Here is a 17,253-nt window from a genome sequence, read left to right as displayed (position 1 = left end):
TGTTTTGGTTGTTGGGGGTTAGGGCGCAGCGGTGATGTTCCAGGCGCGGACGGCGGTTGGATTGAAACCCGGAAGAGACATCGTATCTTTGTACTCGGGATTGTAAGTAATAGAAAAGTTCTTATCCGCACTGATATCTTCCGGCACATCGATACCCTGGCCGCAGATTACACTGCCAATGATTTCCGCTTCTTTCTTAAAGGATATGCCGCCGTTGGGGGCATAGATCAGGGCTTCCAGATCCGCTTCCTTACGGAAATCAATGCTGCCGTTGACGGAAAAGATCACATCGTTGCCGGTGGGATTCGTGCCGTAGTTGCCGACCTTCTCAAACCCGATATTACCGACGGCAACTATGCTGCCTGTGCCTTGTATAAGGGTATCTTGTCCAATGTCAATAGTCCCTTCGACATATATTGTGCCATGCAGGTTAATAATAATATTTTTGTCTGTGGTGAGGTTCCCGGTTATGTATTTCGGACCAAAATCCACCGTGATGCTGGCACCGGGCGGATCGTTAATCTTATAATTGCCAGTTATTGTCCCGCCGACCTTTGCCTCTGTCTTAAACCCAAGAGCGAAAGCTGCGTTTTCCTGAGCGGTCGGGAACACTAAACCAGTGGCGTTTTCAATTACCTCCGGCACACCATCTGCAGTGTCTGTATGTATCAAGCCACCCTGGGCATCAAACTCACCCAATGCGAAAACATCACCATCTATTGTCGCATCTTTTTTCAGAGTGATATCGTTACTGGCAACCATCGCTCCATCGAAAATGTTCAGGTTTGTGCTAATGATAAAGGCCGTAATCAGCGTATTAGAACCTGAGCCGGTGCTGGATGACTCTACCTTATAAAGGTTGGAGGCTTGTTTAGTGACTTTTACGTGAACGGTCTCACCATTGGTCGGTGTAAGTAAGTTGAATTCCCTGAAATCTGTCACCATCACCGGCACCCTGGATGAGTCCTGGGGATCCTGCCGGATTTCCCAAAGGGCGTGCTCAACGCCGGCATCGGCGGCATAATAGTCCTCAACCTGGATTTCAACATGCCGCCCGACGTTCAAACTGGTGGTGACCAGCCCGACCAAGGGGCCAATAATGAGCCCGCCTATTGCAAGCATGATCATGGCGAGAATCAACGCCTGACCGTTTTGCCGTCTGCCGAACCTTATCAGTTTTTTCATCTCCCTACCCCCTTGCCCTATACGTTGTCAGGGCGCGGCTCTATCTTATAAAAACGAACTTCTGTAGCGGCATTTTTCCCGGTACCAACAACCACGGTAATCTTCAATTCAAACACAGCTCCGGCCTGACGAAACCAGGTTGGCGCAGTGGCGTCAGCAATATCCGCAAAGTATTGTACACCTGAGGCGATAGTCTGTGTTGAGGGGGTTCCCGCATTAAGGGTTTCTGTTCGCTGCAAATTGTTGCCAACAATCTGATAGGTTATCACCTTTACGCTTGGGCTGCCGATGTAGGTTGTAAGGTCTTCTGTTAGAGTCAGCGTGAAGCCATTCACGCCGCCAAATGACATACCTGTCGCCTGCAAAGCGTCACGGCTCATCCATTGGCCGGCATTCTGTACGTTCCTTATCGCCAGGGTGCGGTTTTGGCTAAGATCATTGGTATTGAAAATAGACATGGTGGTCATAGCCACAGCAGCCATGATCACAGTCAGAATAGCCATGGCGACAAGAATCTCAATGAGAGTAAAACCGCGGGCGGATTTTGATTTATTCAATATACGCCGAGCGTTCATCACCGGTTCACCTTATAACCTTCGATGGTGACGCTGCCGTCCCACACATTAGGATTGTTACTGACATCAAATTGGACGAAAACAGTAATTTTTTGGATGCCCCTATCCCAAGACCAAACGTCTGGGGAATTTTGAATTATTGTATTAGGGGTACCAGCAGTAGGGTCTACGGGTTCGATAGTTACCGTTATAGCAAAATCGCCGGTAAACGACACAATATCGTAAGCATCTTTAGGCCTTAGCGGATCAACCGGCACTTTAGAGAAATCCAGGTAGGCTTCCTTTTTTATGCTTTCCAATTGGCTCCGGGCAAGACTTTCAGCGGTTGACTTAGCGTCATCCAGCATATTGGCCCTTAAAGCGTATTGAAGAGTTATCAAAAAGGCTACACCCACGACAGTGAGAATCAACATCGCTATCAGCACTTCGATGAAGCTGAAGCCGTTTTTCTTGAGCCTTATTCTATTGTTCACCGGGGCGGCCATATGGCCACCTCTCCTTCTACGCATTAAAGCTGCCCGTACATGGAGTACATAGAGGAAACCAGGGCGACGGCGATGAAAGCGACGATCAGACCGATGATGACGGTCATGGCGGGCTGAATGAGGCCGATGGCGCCCTTGATGCGGTCGTCGGCTTCCATATCATAGGTGTGGGCGACGGTGGAGAGGGTATCGTCCAGTTTACCGGTTTCCTCACCGACGCCGACCATCTGCACCATCATCGGCAGGAAGACCTTGCGGCGGGTCATGGGCCCGGAGAGGCCTTCGCCGCGGATGAGTTCCTTCTGGACCTCGCCAATGGCCTCGCCGATGATCTTGTTGGAGGTGGCATTCCCGGCCTGGACCATGATCTCAGGCAGCGGCAGGCCGGCGCGGAAGAGCAAGGCGATGGTCTGGGAGGCGCGGGAAAGCTCCGAAAGCTGGATGATGCGGCCGATGACGGGCATCTTCAGCAGGGCTTTGTCTACGTTGTAGCGGCCGATGGGGGTGCGCATCCACATGATCAGGGCGATAACGCCGAGGACCAGGGCGCCGAGGATATAGATGCCCCACTGGGTGGAGAAATCCGTCACGGCGATGAGGATGCGGGTGGCGGTGGGGAGCTCGGTGCCGAGCTGCCGGTAGAGGTCGGTGAAGGTGGGCAGGACGAAGATCATCAGGATGGAGACGACGATCACGGCCACCACGGCGACGACCACCGGGTAGGTCATGGCGCTTTTAATCTTCTTCTGGGTTTCGTTCATGCGGGACATGAAGTCCGCCATGTTGCGGAGGACGGTTTCAAGGTTGCCGCCCTGCTCGCCGGCGGAGAGGACGCGGTGGAACAGCGGCGAGAAGGCCTTGGGATGCTTGCTCATGGCGGCGGAAAGGGAGGAGCCGCCGCGGATGTCATTGGCGACGGCCGAGAGCACTTTTTTGAAGGTGGCGTTGGTGGTTTGTTCCTGCAGCAGTTCCAGAGAGGTCACGATATCGGTGCCGGACTCTAATAGCAGCGCCAGCTGGCGGGAAAAAAGAATGATTTCACCCAGCTTGACCTTGGGGGTGAACATCGAGGAGCCGGCCGCGGAGAACAGCCTGGATTGGGATTTGAGCGAAAGCACCTGGTAGCCGTTGTGGTGCAGCAGTTTGGCGGCGGCGTCGCGGTCAACGGCCGAGATTTTACCCTGCACCAGCTTGCGGTCCTGAGAATAGGCCACGTAAGCGAAGTTCATCTGTTCACCCTTCGATGGTCTTCATCATTTAACAACGTTTCAACTAGCGGAATGTCACCATTCAATCTATTATACAACGCGCCGCAATCGTTTTTACGATGTAGTCAAAATTACTACAGAAGTAATTAGTACTGCTCTTCCGGCGAATAAGCGCTCCTTAATATTTCCGACGGCGTGGTGATGCCTTCTTTCACCTTGAGCATACCGTCCTTCATCATGGTCACCATGCCTTCGCGGATGGCCTGGGCGCGGATGTCGGCGGAGCCGGCGCCGTCCAGCAGCATCCGTTTAAGTGTCTCAGAAAAATACATGATCTCAAAGACGCCGACCCGGCCCAGATAGCCGGTATAGGCGCAGGACTTGCAGCCGGTGCCGTAAGTGAACTTGGCGCGTTTTTCTCCGGTTTCCCGCTCATAAGCCACCTGCTCGATGACGGGGGCCTCGACCTGGTGCGAGCAGTAGGGGCAGATGCGGCGCACCATGCGCTGGGCGACGACGCCGATGATGGCCGAGGAGATGAGGAAGGGCTCGACGCCAAGGTCAATCAGCCGGAAAAGGACGCCGACGGTATCGTTGGCATGGATGGAGGACAGCATCAGGTGACCGGTCAGGGCCGCCTGGACGCCGATGTTGGCCGTCTCGGCGTCGCGGACCTCGCCGACCAGGATGACGTCCGGGTCAAGCCGGAGGATGCTGCGCAGGCCGGAAGCGAAGGTGATGCCGGCCTGGACATTGACCTGGATCTGGTTAATATCCTTAAACCGGTATTCGGCCGGGTCTTCCACCGTGATGACGTTCCTGGTTTTGGTATCTATCGAGGAAAGCGAGGCGTAGAGAGTGGTCGTCTTGCCGGCGCCGGTGGGGCCGGAGATGAGGATCATGCCGTAGGGTATCCGCAGCATGTTCTCGTATTTGGCCAGCGACTCCTTGTTGAAACCAAGCTGGGACAGCTGCATCAGCCCTCGGGACTTATCCAGAAGCCGGAGCACCGACATCTCGCCGTGGACAGTGGGGGCGGTGGCGACGCGGATATCAATGGTGCGGCCGCCGGCCTGGGTGGAGAACTGGCCGTCCTGGGCGTGATGATGGTCGGCGATATTAAGCGATGAAAGAATCTTGATGCGCGAGATGATAGCGCGCTGCACCGATATGGGCAGGCTCATCATCTCCTGGAGCGAGCCGTCAATACGGAAACGCACCCGCATCCGTTCTTCATCCGGTTCCAGGTGGATGTCTGAAGCCCGCGCCTTGACCGCCTCTTCGATAATCAGGTTGAGGGCCTGGGCCAGCGGCGCGTCCACGGCGGCGTCCATGGCCAGCTTTTCATCGGTGGCGTCCGCGGAGAAGGACATCCGAGACAGGAATTTATCGACCTCGCCGTAGCCCTTATAGTTGAAGTCGATGGCTTCCCGCAGTTCTTTTTCATCAGCCGGCAGCGCCTTGACCCGCCGCTTGGAGTAGGCGGTGAGGGCTTCCAGAGCCAAGATATCCGAGGGGTTGGCCATGGCAACTTCAATGGTATTGCCGGAGATCCTGACCGGAATGGCGTTGTAGCGCCGGGCCATGATTTCGGGGATGATTTTTAAAGCCTCGGCTGAGGGCAGTTGCCGCAGTTCCCGTCCCAGCTTGCCGTTCTCAGACGCCCTGGCTTCCCCGTTGGCGGCAGGTTTGACTTCAGACGTCGGCGCGGCAGGCTTGGTCTCAGCCGCCTCGGGTTTTGCAGCCTCGGCGGCGTCTCCGTTTGTTTTAACCTCGGCCGGCGCGGCCGGCTCTACCGCAACGGCTTTAACTTTCTCCACAGCCTCAGCTGGGCTTTCGGATTTCGCCTTTGCTGCCGGGGCGCCGAGTTCAATGATGCGGATCTTCTGGCTCTCGGCAAACCGGGCGGCTTCCTCAGACAGGATCGCCGGCGTGGCGATGAATTTGGAATTGATGCGGGCGTCGTAAGCCTTGGTATCAAAGAGCGCGATTTCTTCCAGGTTCAGAGTGGGACCATGTTCGAAAACATCGATGCCGAGCCGATGCTCCTGGGTGCCGTTCTGCCTGGCAACCAGGTCAAAAGTATGCTGGATGCCGCTGCGGCCGGTCAGCTTGGCGTGCTCCTCGACCTTATAACCGGTTTTTTTCAGCGTCTTGATGAGGTCAGCCCGGTCGGTGAATTTCAGAGGGCGGTCGAGGACAATGGGCGGCTCCGGCGCTCCCGTATCTTCCTGGAGCAGCACCTGCAGCGAGGCTTCATCAAACATCTGCACTTTCTGGCTGTCGGCGAATTCCTGGACCTGCTTGGCCAGATTGGTCGGCAGAATGACGGCCCGCTCCGAGATGCCGGCGTCATAGGTCTTATTGGCGAAGGTGAAAACCGCCGCTTCTGCCGAAGAGCGGTCGGTGATGCCGTTCAGAACGGCAAAAGCAATGGTGCGGCTGGCAAAACCATCATCGCGGCGGGCCAGCAGGTCAAAAGAATGTTCCAGCCCGGAGCGGCCTTGAAGCTTAGCCTGCTCCGTGACCTCATAGCCCTGGCCGCGCATATAATTGGCCAGGCGGTTTCCGATATTTTTGTTTTCTGAAGTTTTAATGGCGGGCATTCAGGCTTTCCTTCAACTTAATAATCAAACATCAGTTGATTATACTGTAATTGCCTGATTGTTGCGATTGGCTCATCCCGCCGCCGGCTCTCTGCCCAGCGGAATATAGCCTCGGCGGATGGCCAGGACGGCGGCGTGCGCCCGGTCGTTAGCGTTCAGCTTGCGCAGGATGGCTGAAATATGGTTCTTGATGGTCTGCTCCGATATTTTGAGCGCGGCGGCGATCTGTTTGTTGGTATGGCCTTCGGTGACATGGATGAGAATCTGGCGCTCGCGCTGAGTCAGCGGGGCGACTACGTCGAGCCCGGCGTCAATCTCATTCAGTTCCTGGAACTGCTTCAACACCTGCTCGGCGATCGTCGGCCGGGTGGTCAACAGTTCATTGATAGGATATTCGCCCCGGGATGCCCGGTCGATGGTTTCCAGCAGTTCAACGGCGGTGGTGCTTTTCTTCAGGCAGGCCACGGCGGCGGTGCGGATGACATCGAACAATTCAGTGTCGTTGGGATCAGGCGACAGGATAATGACGCGGGTATTGGGAAAATAGCGGACGATTTTCCGGCCGAGTTCAAGGCCGTTGGAGGTGGTCAGGTCTGAGCCGAGAAGCACGATCTCCGGCAGGACGGCTTCAATCGCCTCCAGCGGATCCTGGTTGGGATCGCATTCCAGGACTTCCAGGTTCGGCCGCCCTTCCAGCGCCCGCGCCACCCCGGCGCGGAAAAAGGGCTGCTCATCGCAGATCATAACCTTAGTTCTGTTCATCAGCGGCTCCGTTCATCTCCTGGGACTCGGGTTCTCCGTTTTGGTTGCTGTGGCCGGCTAAAAACTCCTCGATGTCCTCCCGGCGGAAGCGGCGGTCACCCCTGGGGCCGAGCTGGTAGGCTTTAAGCGTGCCCTGATTGCTCCAGCGCCGAACGGTGTTGATATGCACGTTCAGTATGGCGGCAACCTCAGACGAAGTAAGCATTGGCACGACCGGCGCCCGGTTGGCATTCACCATAATCTAAACCTTTCTTTACCTAACTATATATCACTATTCGGTACTATTGCGCATTGTACCTCAACGAATACTACCTAACAATACCTCTTTAGTACTATTTTTCCAAAGATGTTTGCGTCTTCACGTTCGGCGGGGCATAATGGAACCATGTACTTTAGTTTAAGCGCAGGTAAGGTTAGAGGGCTCCAGCTGATCTCCGGAGCCGGCGGCAGGTTCACCATGGCCGCTATGGACCATCGCGGCTCGCTGGAACACGAACTTTGCGCCGTCTCCGGCCAGGGCTGCTACAACGATATGGTGGATTTCAAAATGGACTTGTGCGCCGCCCTGGCGCCTCATGCCAGCGCCGTTCTGCTTGACCCTATTTACGGCGCCGCCCAGGCGATCAGCCGCGATGTCCTGCCGAAAAGCGCCGGCTTACTGGTTAGCATTGAAGCCACCGGGTACCAGGGCGATCAAACAGCCCGCAGGAGCCGTCTACTTGACGGCTGGGGGGTGGCTAAAATCAAACGGCTCGGGGCCTCAGCGGTCAAGATGCTGATTTACTTCAGACCGGATTCCGGAGATTTAGCCGCAGACCAGTTGGCGCTGGTGGCGAAAGTGGCGGCGGAATGCCGGCAACTGGATATCCCGTTTTTGGTGGAACCGGTATCTTATCAACTGCATGGCGAGAACGCGGCGACATTTGCCTCGAAGAAGACATCTATCGTCGTCGAGACAGCCCGCCTGATGACCGGCTTGCCGATAGATGTCCTGAAAGCTGAATTCCCCGCCGACGTTGGCCTGATTTCCAACGACGAGGCTCTAACTGACGCCTGCTGCAGGCTTGACGCCGCCTCAAGCAAACCCTGGGTGATACTCTCAGGCGGAGCGAGTTACGAGGTGTTCCGGCGCCAGGTTGAATTCGCCTGCCGCGCCGGGGCTTCCGGGTTCTTGGCCGGGCGGGCCCTGTGGCAGGAAGCCGTCGCCATTGACAACCGCATCGAGCGCCGGCGCTTCCTGGAAACGGTTGCAGCCCGGAGGCTCATTGAGATCGCCGCTATTGCCGAGACCTTCGGCCGGCCATGGTATCAGAAAATGGGAGCAGCCAAGGATCAATTATTTGAAGTCGATGCCGAATGGTACCGTAACTATTGACGGCGCCGCAGAACCCTGACGACCTCGCCATCGCGTTCAGCCCCACCGACCAGGGTCATCTCAACAAGGGTTTCAGACAGCCGGATAGTTTCTCCCAGCCGCAGCCGGATTTCAATACCCGCCGGCCCGCCGCTGATAAACAGCAGGCTGATATTTGATGTGCGGGTTAAATTATCACGGAAGGCAGTCACATCACCGGCGCTGAAGCCGCTCAACTTTAGAGTGTAATCACCCGGTAAAAATTCCCCGAGATCCGACGGTAACTCCGTTGTTGCCTCTGCGGAGGCTAACTCTGCTTCTTGATTCTCGATTTTCTTTTGTTCTTTGGTGCGGGCGGCTTTTTTTTCTTTAGCCATCAGCCGCGCCTGCTGCCTGGCTTCTTCCTCGGCGGCGGCCCGGGACGCGGCTTCCTCTTTAGCCCTGGCTGCGGTTTCCAGGCGGGCGATTCGGTCAGCTTCTTGCTGCCGCCGTTTCTCGACTTCGGCTGCCTTCTTTTCTTCCTCAAGCTTCCGGCGGGCTTCCAGCCTGGCTTGAGCTTCAGCCTCGCGGCGCTCCCGGGCTTCAAGCTCAGTCTTTTGTTTGGCTTCACGTTCCGCCAGTTTTTTCGCCTCAGCTTCGGCTTTGCGCTGCGCTTCGGTTTCAGAACGAGCCCTGGCTTCAGCTTCCAAACGCGCTCGTTTCTCCGCTTCAGCCTGATGAATAGCCTGGCGCTCCCTTTCTTTAGCTTCTTCCCGGGCTTGCTTCTCAGCTTCACGACGCTGTTGTTTTTCAACTTCCGCCTGATGCCTGGCTTCACGCTCGGCTCTGATTCTGGCGGCTTCTTCCTCCCTGGCCTTCTCGGCGGACTCCCGCCTGGCCCGGGCTTCAGCGTCGCGGCGTTCTCGTTCGGCGATACGCGCCTGCTCCTGCTCCCGCAACCGGTTTGCCGCAGCCTCAGCCTCAGCGCGGCGGCGGGCGTTTTCTTCTTCCTTAGCCTGCCGGCGAAGCAGTTCCTTCTGTTCCCGGGCAGCCGCCTGGGCAGCGGTGCGGATCTCCGCCTTTAATCCCGTGGATTCACGGCGGACCGCGTTTTCATCGGTTATTTCAGTCGGTGGAAGGCTGGGATTGTCATCGCGGCTCTGATCCAAAATAATCCCCCTGGCGGGTTTATGAGGGCTTTCCCCAGCGAAAGTATATGGCGACAAGCGGGCAGTGTCAATCAGTAGTGATGCGATTAAGCCGAAATCAAATAGAAAGGGGTGACTCCGGAACAGTCCGGCGGTAAGGGATCAATCTTCTATCGACAGTAGCCAGTCATAGCCGTTGCGGACCGCAGCGATAGCCTTCTCCAGAGCCGCCTGAACGGCGGCGGAACCGCCGGCCGGGGTGTTGGACAGGGTGTCAAGCTGCTGATTGGCATAATCGGCAAGCGACGCATCCTGCGAGGAACGCGCGGTAACCGGCACGGAGGCTCCGGGGGGTTGAACAACATTCGGCGGTTCAGGACTCCCGGCGATAGTCGCGTCCTGAGATTTTTCAGGTCCGAAAGACGGCATGGTGAGCATTCCCGAGTCAGCGCTGCCGGTTTTGATTGCGGCAGCGGCGGCGAAGTTATTTTCGATGCGGCTAACAACTTCAATAATAGTGTGGGCATCGCCTTTGCCGGCGAGGTATACGATTTCTGCCACGCGCCGGTCATTCAGCGCGGTGTACAAATCCAGCTTGGCGCCGGACGGGATGGGAAGGCTGACCAGCGCCTCTTCGAGAGACAATTTCAACGGATAAAGGACCTGGTCCGGCATCGCGCCGGAGGCGGCATAGGCTACACCCCCGCCGGCCAGCGTCAGCCCCAGTACGAAAGTGGCGACAGCGTTGGCCCACCCGAAGCGCCAGAAAGGCCTGGCCTGGCGGCGTGACAATTCAGCCATGCGTTCGTTCAGAGCGTACCGGATGCGCATTCTGGCGCCGGCTGGCGGAGCTACGGCGGCAGCCCTGGATATATCCAGCGAGGTCAACAGCAGGCTTTCCAGTTCAGCGGCGTGCTCCGGATATCTTTCCAGGCAGCCGGCCACGGTGGCCCGGCCGCTGGTCACTTCCTCCAGGCAGTCGTTGAAAATCTGGTCTATGTCAATGTTCTGTTTCATATCGGTTCACACATTATCCGGCGCAGGGCGGCCACGGCGCTGTGCTGCATGGCCTTAACCGCGCCTTCCGTTTTGCCCAATAGTCGGGCTACCTCGGTTATCGGCATCTCGGCGCCGAAGCGCAGGGTTATCACTTCCTGCTGAGACGGCGTCAGTTTCTTCAAAGCCTCTATCAATTCCCTGGTTTCCAGCTTCAGTTCGGTCTCGGCGGCGATATCCTCCTCCGACGGCAGCGGCAGCGATTCATCCAGTTCCAGCGTCGGCCGGCGCGACCTTTTTCTCAGGCAGTCCACCACCTGGTTGTGAGCGATGCGGTAAAGCCATGCGGAGAAGGGCACCTCGCGCACTTTGTAGGATGTAATCGATTCCAGAGCGTTCATGAACACCTGCTGCGTAAGGTCTTCCGCTTCGGAACGGCTGCCGATCTTGAGCGCCACGTAGCGGTAGATCCTGTCGAAATAGGCCTCATATAAGCGGCCGAAAGCCTCCGCGTCACGCGCCTGAGCCCGCGCTATTAGACTGTGCTCATCCTGCACCTTGGAAAAACCCCCTTGTCGGCATCGGAGTGTCGAGAGTTTACCGACACTGTCCGGTTTTTGGTCGGTGCAATAATTATAACGAAAGGGCTGTGCCGGGGATAGCACCGGGTAATGACAAAAACTAACGGAATAATGGCGTTTTGCCGCGTTGAAACAATGGCAGGATGGTGACGAGGGTCAGCGGTGCGTAAAACGGGTGGGCGGAGGAAGCGACCTAGATCTCGATCTCCTGGCGGCCGAGCTTGATATTCTCCAGGTAGTCGGCTTTGATGCCCATGGTCTCGGAGATCTCCAGGTCAACATCGAAAGGCTTGCCCATATAGATCTTGCCGACCTCTTCAGCAGTGCCGTGCAACGGGTCCTCGTCGGTGATGAACTTCTGACGGGCTTCGACGATCCCCATGTCGAAGGGTAGAGTGAAATATAAGTCCGCCAGCACCTTATCTAACCCCATCGCGTGGAGGTTTTTCCAACCGTCCTTGCCGCCGCCGTATTTTACTATCGGCAGCAGCGACATAAGATTGGCGATGGTGAAATGCCCCTGACCCTTGACCACTTTCAGCGGCGTAACCGAAATTAGATAGTCAGACGACAGAATTATGTTGGGTATCCAGAAGGTCGGCACGATAAACGGCTTTGGCAGCGGATTATCCACCTCCACCCAGGTGGAATCCTTCACGTCCAAAGTCAACACTCTAGGGAAATCATAACCCAGGGATTGGAAAACAGGCTTGACCGGTTCGCCGCCGGGGGTTCCGTCAAGAATGATGATATCGGCGTCCGAAATCCAGCGGATGCCCTTGATGATCCTGGTGATCATATCCCGGCTGGTGGTGACCGGGTACCCTGCCGCGAAATGGGCTGAAGGCTTAATCAGGACGCGGCGGGCTCGGGAAATCGCTTCAGGAGCCTTGAAAGTGAATTGGGATGCGCTGTAAATCAAATCGGGAACCCTTTCATCCGAACTTCAAAACCAGGCGACCAGGTTGCGGCCCCTGTGGTCAGCTTATTTTCCGCCCCTTGCCGGACAAGTTCGCGGGCGCGTTTCATATCGGCTTCGGTATTGATATTAAAAAAAGACAGCCGTTCCGGGTCAAACCGGTCGATTTCATCTGCTTCAATGTAGCGGACACTGACACGGCGGAGCAGTTCGCTGACGCTGTAAACGCCTTCGTCGAGCATGGTCCGGATCTTGGGCAGGCAACGGCAGCTGTAAATTGAATGAAGCGGTTCAATACCCTTACCCAGCCGCGGCACGACAGCGTCGTAGCCTGATGAGGCCGCCGCCATATAACGCAACAGCCCCAGGTTCAGGAACGGCATATCGCAGGCCACCGCCAGATTCATCTCGGAACGAGAGTTAAGCAGCCCGCTGTAGATACCTACCAGCGGCCCGCGCCCGGGCCAGGCATCAAGGACGATCCGGACGCGCTCCATTGTATCGAGCCCCAATTCCGTGTTATGCGGACCGGTGACGACGACGATTTCGGTGCCTAAAATAGAAAGGCTCGAGACTGTTCGATGGATCAGGGTTTGGTGGTCGAGCGTCTCAAGCGCTTTGTTACGGCCGAACCGCAAGCCGCGGCCCCCGGCCAGAACGATGCAACTTAATTCCAAAACTGTGTAGGCTTAGTTCAGCCCCTCCTATACATTAATTTTAACATAACAGTCAATAGCCGCCCTCTGTTTGACTTTGAACAACTTGTAATCTATCCTGAATTATTCCTGTCGGCGAGGTGCGTTTGGAACGCCTGCTGTTATCCGGAAATGAGGCCATCGCTCTGGGCGCCTGTCACGCCGGTTTGAAACTGGCCGCCGCCTATCCCGGTACTCCTTCCACGGAGATCCTAGAAGCCATCGCCAAATTCCCGGGCATCTACTCCGAATGGTCGTCCAACGAGGCGGTGGCGGTGGAGGTGGCGCTGGGGGCTAGCTACACCGGGGTGCGGGCTATGGCTTGCATGAAGCACGTCGGCCTGAACGTGGCCGCCGACGCCTTCATGGCGGCCTCAACAACGGGTGTCCGCGGCGGGCTATTGATTGTGGCCGCCGACGACCCGGGCATCCACTCCTCCCAAAACGAGCAAGACAGCCGAAACTATGCGCGGCTGGGCAAAGTTCCCTGCCTGGAGCCGTCGGACTCCCAGGAGGCTTATGACTTCGCCCGGACTGCCTTCCAGCTCTCCGAAGAGTTCGACACCCCGGTGCTGCTGCGGCCGACGACTCGCGTCTGCCACAGTAAAAGCGTGGTCATCCCGTCGCCAAAACTGGAACCTGCAAGGACACCGGAGTTCCGCCACGAGCCGGGTAAGCTGGTCATGCTGCCGGGCGCCGCCCGCGAACGCTGGCACAAAGTCCTGGAACGATGGGAGAAACTAGCCGCCTACACTGAAACGTCAGCGCTCAACCGCGTCGTTGAAGGCTCGGCCGAATTGGGTATCGTCGCCTCCGGCATAGGCTACCAGTATGCCCGGGAGGTCTTCCCCAATGCTTCATTCCTGAAGCTGGGAATGACCCACCCCCTGCCGGGCAGACTGCTCCGTGACTTCGCCGGGCGGGTCAAGACACTGCTGGTCATCGAAGAACTCGAAGATTTCATTGAACAATCCCTGCGGTCCCAGGGCATCGCCGCCCTGGGCAAGGAAATCTTCCCCCGCACCGGCGAGTTCTCCCCAGATATCATCCGCGATAGCGCCGTTAAAGCCGGCATAATCAGCAACGCTCCGGCGAAAAGTTTGCCGGCAGCCGGGCTGGCCAGGCGGCCGCCTCTGCTCTGTCCCGGCTGTCCCCACTCCGGAGTCTTTTTCACCCTATCGAGTTTGGGTCACCGTTCGACGCTGCCCGGCAAGAAACCGCGGACGCCGAAGATGACCATCTGCGGCGATATCGGCTGCTACACCCTGGGAGCCTACCAACCTTTGGGCGTTATCGACACCTGCGGCTGCATGGGCGCAGGCATCTCCCAGGCGGCAGGCATGGCCAAGGCCGGCGCCGCCGAAAAACCGCTGGCGGTCATCGGCGACTCCACCTTCATGCACTCAGGCATCAACAGCCTTCTAAACGCCGTCTATAACCAGGCTAAAATTTGCGTCCTGATACTCGATAACGGCACCACTGCCATGACCGGCCACCAGGGACATCCCGGCAGCGGCGTGGCCGCCACCGGGCAGCCGGCGCCGCGGGTAATTATCGAGGAATTAGTGCGCGGCGCGGGGGTCCGGAACGCTTCAGTGGTCGATGCCTTCGACCTGAAGGCGGTGCGCGCTGAATTGCGCCGGGCTATGGCCTCCTCTGAACTCGAGGTAATCATCGTCCGCGGCGACTGCCCGACACTGACCCGGAAACGCGGCCGGCCGCGAGTAATCAGCACCGAAAAATGCGACGACTGCGGCGCCTGCCTGCTAATCGGCTGCTCAGCCATCAAAAAGAGCGAGAGCGGCGGGATCATCGTTGATCCCGGAGTCTGCGTTGGCGAATATTGCACGTTATGTCAACAAATCTGCCCGAAAGAGGCTATCTCCGAGAGCATCGGGGTGGCGGCGTGAAGACCCAGAACATCCTCATCGTCGGCGTCGGCGGTCAGGGAGTGGTACTGGCGTCGAACCTGCTGGCCGAGGCCGCCCTGGCAGCCGGCTACGACGTCAAGAAGACCGACACCCTGGGCATGGCCCAGCGGGGCGGTTCGGTGGTTTCCCACCTGCGATTCGGTGAACAAGTCGCCTCGCCGCTCATTCCCGCGGGCGGGGCTGATGTGCTGATCGCCTTCGAGAAACTGGAGGCAATCCGCTGGGGCCACTTCTTGAAAACCGATGGCGCGGCCGTGGTCAACGACCTGGCTATGCCGCCGCTGTCGGTCACTCTGGGCAGCGATGTTTACCCCTGTGACGCCGAGATCGTCGCGGCGCTGGAGCGGTTCACCCCGGAAGTGCACCTGGTGCCCGGCACAGCCGCAGCATCCCGCCTGGGCAACGCCAAGATGGTTAATACAGTACTGCTGGGCTATGCGTCAAAATTCCTACCCATCGAAGCCGAGAAGCTGGCGTCAACCATCGAAGCGGGGCTGCCGCCGAAGCTGCGGCAGCCCAATCTGGTTGCTTTTGAAACCGGCCGCAGCATGTATCTCAGATAATCAAACTCGGAGCGGCGACGACTTTTTGATCCGCGGGATTCCGGGGTTATACTGATATAGAGGTGAGCTGGCTATGAAAGTAACTGTCTACACTACCCAGACCTGACCCCATTGCCATACAGTGAAAGGGTTCCTTTCACAACGCGGTATCCCCTTCACCGAAATTGACGTTTCCCGTGACGCCGCCGCTGCCCAGGATTTAGCCCGGCGCACCGGACGTCTGGCAGTGCCGGTGACCGACATAGACGGCAATCTGGTGGTCGGTTTCGACCCGGAGCAACTGGAGCACTACCTGGCCCAGGCCCGCAACGCCGCCGCTCCTCCATTCGGAGCCTCGGTGGCCGACGCCCGCAAGATCACTGCCTCCCGCGGCCTGCCGGCCGTTTCCGGTGCCTATATCGGGGCGGTCAAACCCGGTTTACCGGCCGCCGCTGCCGGGTTGAAACCCGGCGACATTATCACCCGCATCGACACTGCGACAGTATCCAGCGCGGCCGACCTCGACCAGGCTCTGTCCGGGCTGGAAAAGGGCGCCCGCATCCGCATCACCTTCGTCCGGGACGGCTCGCCGCGCCAGGCAGAGGGGATGCTGTAGCCGGGTATTTGGAGCTTTGATACAATAGCCCGGTGACAGCCGAGCTTATCATCGAAACCACCCGGCTCAGGCTAACACGCCTGACAATCAGAGACGCCGGGGCGGTGTTCGCCTATCGATCGCTGCCTGAGATCTGCCGCTTCCAGTCTTTTCGCCCAGCCGCCGTCGCCGATGCCGCGGCATTTATCGCCGGTACAGCCGACAGGCCAGATATCCCCGGCACCTGGTTTCAACTGGGCATATTCCTCCGCGAAGGCCAGGTACTGATCGGCGATATCGGTGTCCACTTTCTGCCCCGGGGCGAAGCCGAGCTGGGCTACACCGTGACCCCGTCTTTTCAGAAACGAGGTTATGCCGCCGAAGCCGCAACCGCGGTGATCAGCTGGCTTTTCAGATCGCCGAACCGGAGCTGTATATCCTGTACCATTGACCCAGACAACGCGCCATCGCTCAGACTGGCAAAAAGGCTCGGCCTGAAGCCAGCCGGTAAAAGCGTTCACCAGGAACTCATTTTCAAGGTCGAGCGGGGAGAATGGTCCGCCCGGGGAGTGCCGGTCTAAGCGCTGGGATTCAGGGCTTTTAATGGTTCCTTGCGCCTTTTATCGATCAGATGAGAGACTGCCATGAGCGGGTGGCGGGTCATCATCCGCGGTCCGGCGTAGCGCATCACCTCGCGCACCTTTTGTCGCATTACCGGCCTGTAGCAATGGACCGGGCACAGGGCACAAACCGTCTTCCCTTCACCGAACGGGCAATGACGGAGCCTATCAAGAGCATATTTTTCCAGGCCACGGCATTCGATGCAGAGGTCATCACCAGGATGTCGATCCCGGCAGTACATCGCGATCATCGTCCGCACAGTCAGGGCTTCCCGCTTCAGGCGGTGGTGGGAACGATCAAACAGGGTATTTATCTGCATTGATATCAATATATTACGAATAGCGCAGCGGTGCAGTCAGTGACTGCACCGCTGCGAGTATCACAAGAATCAGTTCAGGTGATGGAGTCCATCATCTTCCGCCGATACTTCTCCGCGGTCTCGGTAAAGGCTGTCCCGGCGTCCTCAGCCCGCTTTTTGAGCGAGTGGGTGAAATCGCCGGTTCGATCCTTGACCGTATGGCTTAATTCCTCTGCCCGCCCTTTCACGTTCTGCCCCAGGTCCTCAGCTTTTTCTTTAATGTCTTCAACCTGCTTTTGAATATCACGCCTGGTTTTTCGTCCCGATTGAGGGGCGTATAGAAGCCCCAACCCGGCGCCGATGGCGGCTCCGACTACCATCCCCACCACCAGTCCGTTCAATGTTCCTTTTTCCATGTTATTCCTCCTTATGTAAATTAGGCTGAATCTAAGCCTCGATCTTCCCCGCGCCATTGCCCTTTAAGACATGTACCACTTCCCTGGCCTGTTCACGAACCACGCTGCCGAACTGTTCAGCTGTCTGCTTCAAGTCTCCGCCGAGCGCTTCGGATCGGCATTTGAACTGATCAGCCTGCAGGCGCAGCAATTCCCTCGTTTCTCTACCAGCCCTGGGCGCGTACAACAACCCCAGACTGATGCCTATAGCCGCCCCAAAAAGGAGTCCGGCAACCAATCCAACATCAGCTTCGCGTTCCATATTCACACCTCCACTATTATACATCGTTTGTCACCGTCTCAGGATAGCACGGCTGT

20 protein-coding genes and 1 pseudogene are annotated in these 17,253 nt (G+C 57.5%); 6 read left to right on the top strand and 15 right to left on the bottom strand.

What is annotated here, in order from left to right; genetic code table 11:
- Positions 1-18: 18 nt before the first annotated feature.
- The 7 genes from DEALK_RS04940 to DEALK_RS04910 all read right to left on the bottom strand — a co-directional run bounded on the left by DEALK_RS04940 (position 19) and on the right by DEALK_RS04910 (position 7,059).
- The gene (locus DEALK_RS04940) at positions 19-1,185 is read right to left on the bottom strand and encodes a DUF7305 domain-containing protein (protein ID WP_058439192.1); all 1,167 of its coding nucleotides are present in this window, start codon (positions 1,183-1,185) and stop codon (positions 19-21) included.
- Positions 1,186-1,202: 17 nt separating this feature from the next.
- Positions 1,203-1,760: a PulJ/GspJ family protein gene (locus tag DEALK_RS04935; RefSeq protein ID WP_058439191.1), complete on the bottom strand. Its 558-nt coding sequence runs from the start codon at positions 1,758-1,760 to the stop codon at positions 1,203-1,205.
- Positions 1,760-2,245 carry a type IV pilus modification PilV family protein gene (locus DEALK_RS04930; protein ID WP_058439190.1) on the bottom strand — a complete coding sequence of 162 codons (486 nt, stop codon included), beginning with the start codon at positions 2,243-2,245 and terminating at the stop codon, positions 1,760-1,762. Before DEALK_RS04930 ends, DEALK_RS04935 begins: the two co-directional genes overlap by 1 nt.
- 23 nt (positions 2,246-2,268) lie before the next feature.
- A complete protein-coding gene (locus DEALK_RS04925; RefSeq protein WP_058439189.1) occupies positions 2,269-3,474 on the bottom strand; it encodes a type II secretion system F family protein in 1,206 nt (401 codons plus the stop codon).
- A 125-nt stretch (positions 3,475-3,599) separates the two neighbouring features.
- Positions 3,600-6,059, bottom strand: a complete 2,460-nt coding sequence (locus tag DEALK_RS04920) for a GspE/PulE family protein (RefSeq protein ID WP_058439188.1) — start codon at positions 6,057-6,059, stop codon at positions 3,600-3,602.
- Between the two features lie 72 nt (positions 6,060-6,131).
- On the bottom strand, positions 6,132-6,821 hold the full coding sequence (locus DEALK_RS04915) for a response regulator transcription factor (RefSeq protein WP_058439187.1): 690 nt from the start codon (positions 6,819-6,821) through the stop codon (positions 6,132-6,134).
- The gene (locus DEALK_RS04910) at positions 6,808-7,059 is read right to left on the bottom strand and encodes a helix-turn-helix domain-containing protein (protein WP_058439186.1); all 252 of its coding nucleotides are present in this window, start codon (positions 7,057-7,059) and stop codon (positions 6,808-6,810) included. The genes DEALK_RS04915 and DEALK_RS04910 overlap by 14 nt, the downstream gene beginning before the upstream one ends.
- A 147-nt stretch (positions 7,060-7,206) precedes the next feature.
- Between DEALK_RS04910 and DEALK_RS04905 the strand changes: the two genes are divergently transcribed.
- On the top strand, positions 7,207-8,196 hold the full coding sequence (locus DEALK_RS04905) for a tagatose 1,6-diphosphate aldolase (protein ID WP_058439185.1): 990 nt from the start codon (positions 7,207-7,209) through the stop codon (positions 8,194-8,196).
- Here DEALK_RS04905 and DEALK_RS04900 read toward each other — a convergent pair.
- The 5 genes from DEALK_RS04900 to mobA form a co-directional block, all read right to left on the bottom strand.
- Entirely contained in the window at positions 8,190-9,323 is a 1,134-nt protein-coding gene (locus DEALK_RS04900; RefSeq protein ID WP_058439184.1) for a coiled-coil domain-containing protein, read from the bottom strand. The genes DEALK_RS04905 and DEALK_RS04900 overlap by 7 nt on opposite strands.
- A gap of 141 nt (positions 9,324-9,464) precedes the next feature.
- Positions 9,465-10,319, bottom strand: a complete 855-nt coding sequence (locus DEALK_RS04895) for a DUF5667 domain-containing protein (protein ID WP_058439183.1) — start codon at positions 10,317-10,319, stop codon at positions 9,465-9,467.
- Positions 10,316-10,855, bottom strand: coding sequence for an ECF subfamily RNA polymerase sigma factor, BldN family (locus tag DEALK_RS04890; RefSeq protein WP_058439182.1), 540 nt, complete (start codon positions 10,853-10,855; stop codon positions 10,316-10,318). The genes DEALK_RS04895 and DEALK_RS04890 overlap by 4 nt, the downstream gene beginning before the upstream one ends.
- A 217-nt stretch (positions 10,856-11,072) precedes the next feature.
- Complete coding sequence (locus DEALK_RS04885; protein ID WP_058439181.1) at positions 11,073-11,801, bottom strand: DUF362 domain-containing protein; 729 nt, start codon at positions 11,799-11,801, stop codon at positions 11,073-11,075.
- Positions 11,798-12,475: a molybdenum cofactor guanylyltransferase gene (mobA, locus tag DEALK_RS04880; protein ID WP_058439180.1), complete on the bottom strand. Its 678-nt coding sequence runs from the start codon at positions 12,473-12,475 to the stop codon at positions 11,798-11,800. The genes DEALK_RS04885 and mobA overlap by 4 nt, the downstream gene beginning before the upstream one ends.
- Before the next feature lie 125 nt (positions 12,476-12,600).
- Between mobA and DEALK_RS04875 the strand changes: the two genes are divergently transcribed.
- From DEALK_RS04875 to DEALK_RS04860, 5 genes and pseudogenes are all read left to right on the top strand, one after another.
- Entirely contained in the window at positions 12,601-14,403 is a 1,803-nt protein-coding gene (locus DEALK_RS04875) for a thiamine pyrophosphate-dependent enzyme (RefSeq protein ID WP_058439179.1), read from the top strand.
- Positions 14,400-14,987: an indolepyruvate oxidoreductase subunit beta gene (locus DEALK_RS04870; RefSeq protein ID WP_058439178.1), complete on the top strand. Its 588-nt coding sequence runs from the start codon at positions 14,400-14,402 to the stop codon at positions 14,985-14,987. Before DEALK_RS04875 ends, DEALK_RS04870 begins: the two co-directional genes overlap by 4 nt.
- Before the next feature lie 118 nt (positions 14,988-15,105).
- A pseudogene (locus tag DEALK_RS10370) lies at positions 15,106-15,234 on the top strand (glutaredoxin family protein); the annotation flags it as partial.
- Positions 15,214-15,582 carry a PDZ domain-containing protein gene (locus tag DEALK_RS10235; protein WP_338032945.1) on the top strand — a complete coding sequence of 123 codons (369 nt, stop codon included), beginning with the start codon at positions 15,214-15,216 and terminating at the stop codon, positions 15,580-15,582. The pseudogene DEALK_RS10370 and the gene DEALK_RS10235, both read left to right, overlap by 21 nt.
- Before the next feature lie 32 nt (positions 15,583-15,614).
- Entirely contained in the window at positions 15,615-16,142 is a 528-nt protein-coding gene (locus DEALK_RS04860) for a GNAT family N-acetyltransferase (protein ID WP_058439177.1), read from the top strand.
- Here the strand turns inward: DEALK_RS04860 and DEALK_RS04855 are convergent.
- The 3 genes from DEALK_RS04855 to DEALK_RS04845 all read right to left on the bottom strand — a co-directional run bounded on the left by DEALK_RS04855 (position 16,139) and on the right by DEALK_RS04845 (position 17,197).
- Positions 16,139-16,501, bottom strand: coding sequence for a nitrous oxide-stimulated promoter family protein (locus DEALK_RS04855; RefSeq protein ID WP_058439176.1), 363 nt, complete (start codon positions 16,499-16,501; stop codon positions 16,139-16,141). The two genes, DEALK_RS04860 and DEALK_RS04855, sit on opposite strands and share 4 nt — an antisense overlap.
- Before the next feature lie 74 nt (positions 16,502-16,575).
- Entirely contained in the window at positions 16,576-16,896 is a 321-nt protein-coding gene (locus tag DEALK_RS04850) for a YtxH domain-containing protein (RefSeq protein WP_058439175.1), read from the bottom strand.
- A gap of 31 nt (positions 16,897-16,927) precedes the next feature.
- Positions 16,928-17,197 (bottom strand): YtxH domain-containing protein, encoded by a 270-nt coding sequence (locus DEALK_RS04845; RefSeq protein WP_165802731.1) that lies wholly within the window; start codon positions 17,195-17,197, stop codon positions 16,928-16,930.
- Positions 17,198-17,253 lie beyond the last annotated feature (56 nt).

Origin of the sequence: Dehalogenimonas alkenigignens (genome assembly GCF_001466665.1) — a bacterium.
Taxonomy (GTDB): domain Bacteria; phylum Chloroflexota; class Dehalococcoidia; order Dehalococcoidales; family Dehalococcoidaceae; genus Dehalogenimonas; species Dehalogenimonas alkenigignens.
The sequence above is the reverse complement of the archived record's forward strand: the minus strand, read 5'-3'. Positions and strand labels throughout refer to the sequence as shown.

Coding starts and splice junctions, on each gene's coding strand:
- DEALK_RS04940 (WP_058439192.1), bottom strand. CDS start 1,185: ATGAAAAAACTGATAAGGTTCGGCAGACGGCAAAACGGTCAGGCGTTG.
- DEALK_RS04845 (WP_165802731.1), bottom strand. CDS start 17,197: ATGGAACGCGAAGCTGATGTTGGATTGGTTGCCGGACTCCTTTTTGGG.
- DEALK_RS04850 (WP_058439175.1), bottom strand. CDS start 16,896: ATGGAAAAAGGAACATTGAACGGACTGGTGGTGGGGATGGTAGTCGGA.
- DEALK_RS04905 (WP_058439185.1), top strand. CDS start 7,207: ATGTACTTTAGTTTAAGCGCAGGTAAGGTTAGAGGGCTCCAGCTGATC.
- DEALK_RS04910 (WP_058439186.1), bottom strand. CDS start 7,059: ATGGTGAATGCCAACCGGGCGCCGGTCGTGCCAATGCTTACTTCGTCT.
- DEALK_RS04915 (WP_058439187.1), bottom strand. CDS start 6,821: ATGAACAGAACTAAGGTTATGATCTGCGATGAGCAGCCCTTTTTCCGC.
- DEALK_RS04855 (WP_058439176.1), bottom strand. CDS start 16,501: ATGCAGATAAATACCCTGTTTGATCGTTCCCACCACCGCCTGAAGCGG.
- DEALK_RS04935 (WP_058439191.1), bottom strand. CDS start 1,760: ATGAACGCTCGGCGTATATTGAATAAATCAAAATCCGCCCGCGGTTTT.
- DEALK_RS04920 (WP_058439188.1), bottom strand. CDS start 6,059: ATGCCCGCCATTAAAACTTCAGAAAACAAAAATATCGGAAACCGCCTG.
- DEALK_RS04925 (WP_058439189.1), bottom strand. CDS start 3,474: ATGAACTTCGCTTACGTGGCCTATTCTCAGGACCGCAAGCTGGTGCAG.
- DEALK_RS04930 (WP_058439190.1), bottom strand. CDS start 2,245: ATGGCCGCCCCGGTGAACAATAGAATAAGGCTCAAGAAAAACGGCTTC.
- DEALK_RS04895 (WP_058439183.1), bottom strand. CDS start 10,319: ATGAAACAGAACATTGACATAGACCAGATTTTCAACGACTGCCTGGAG.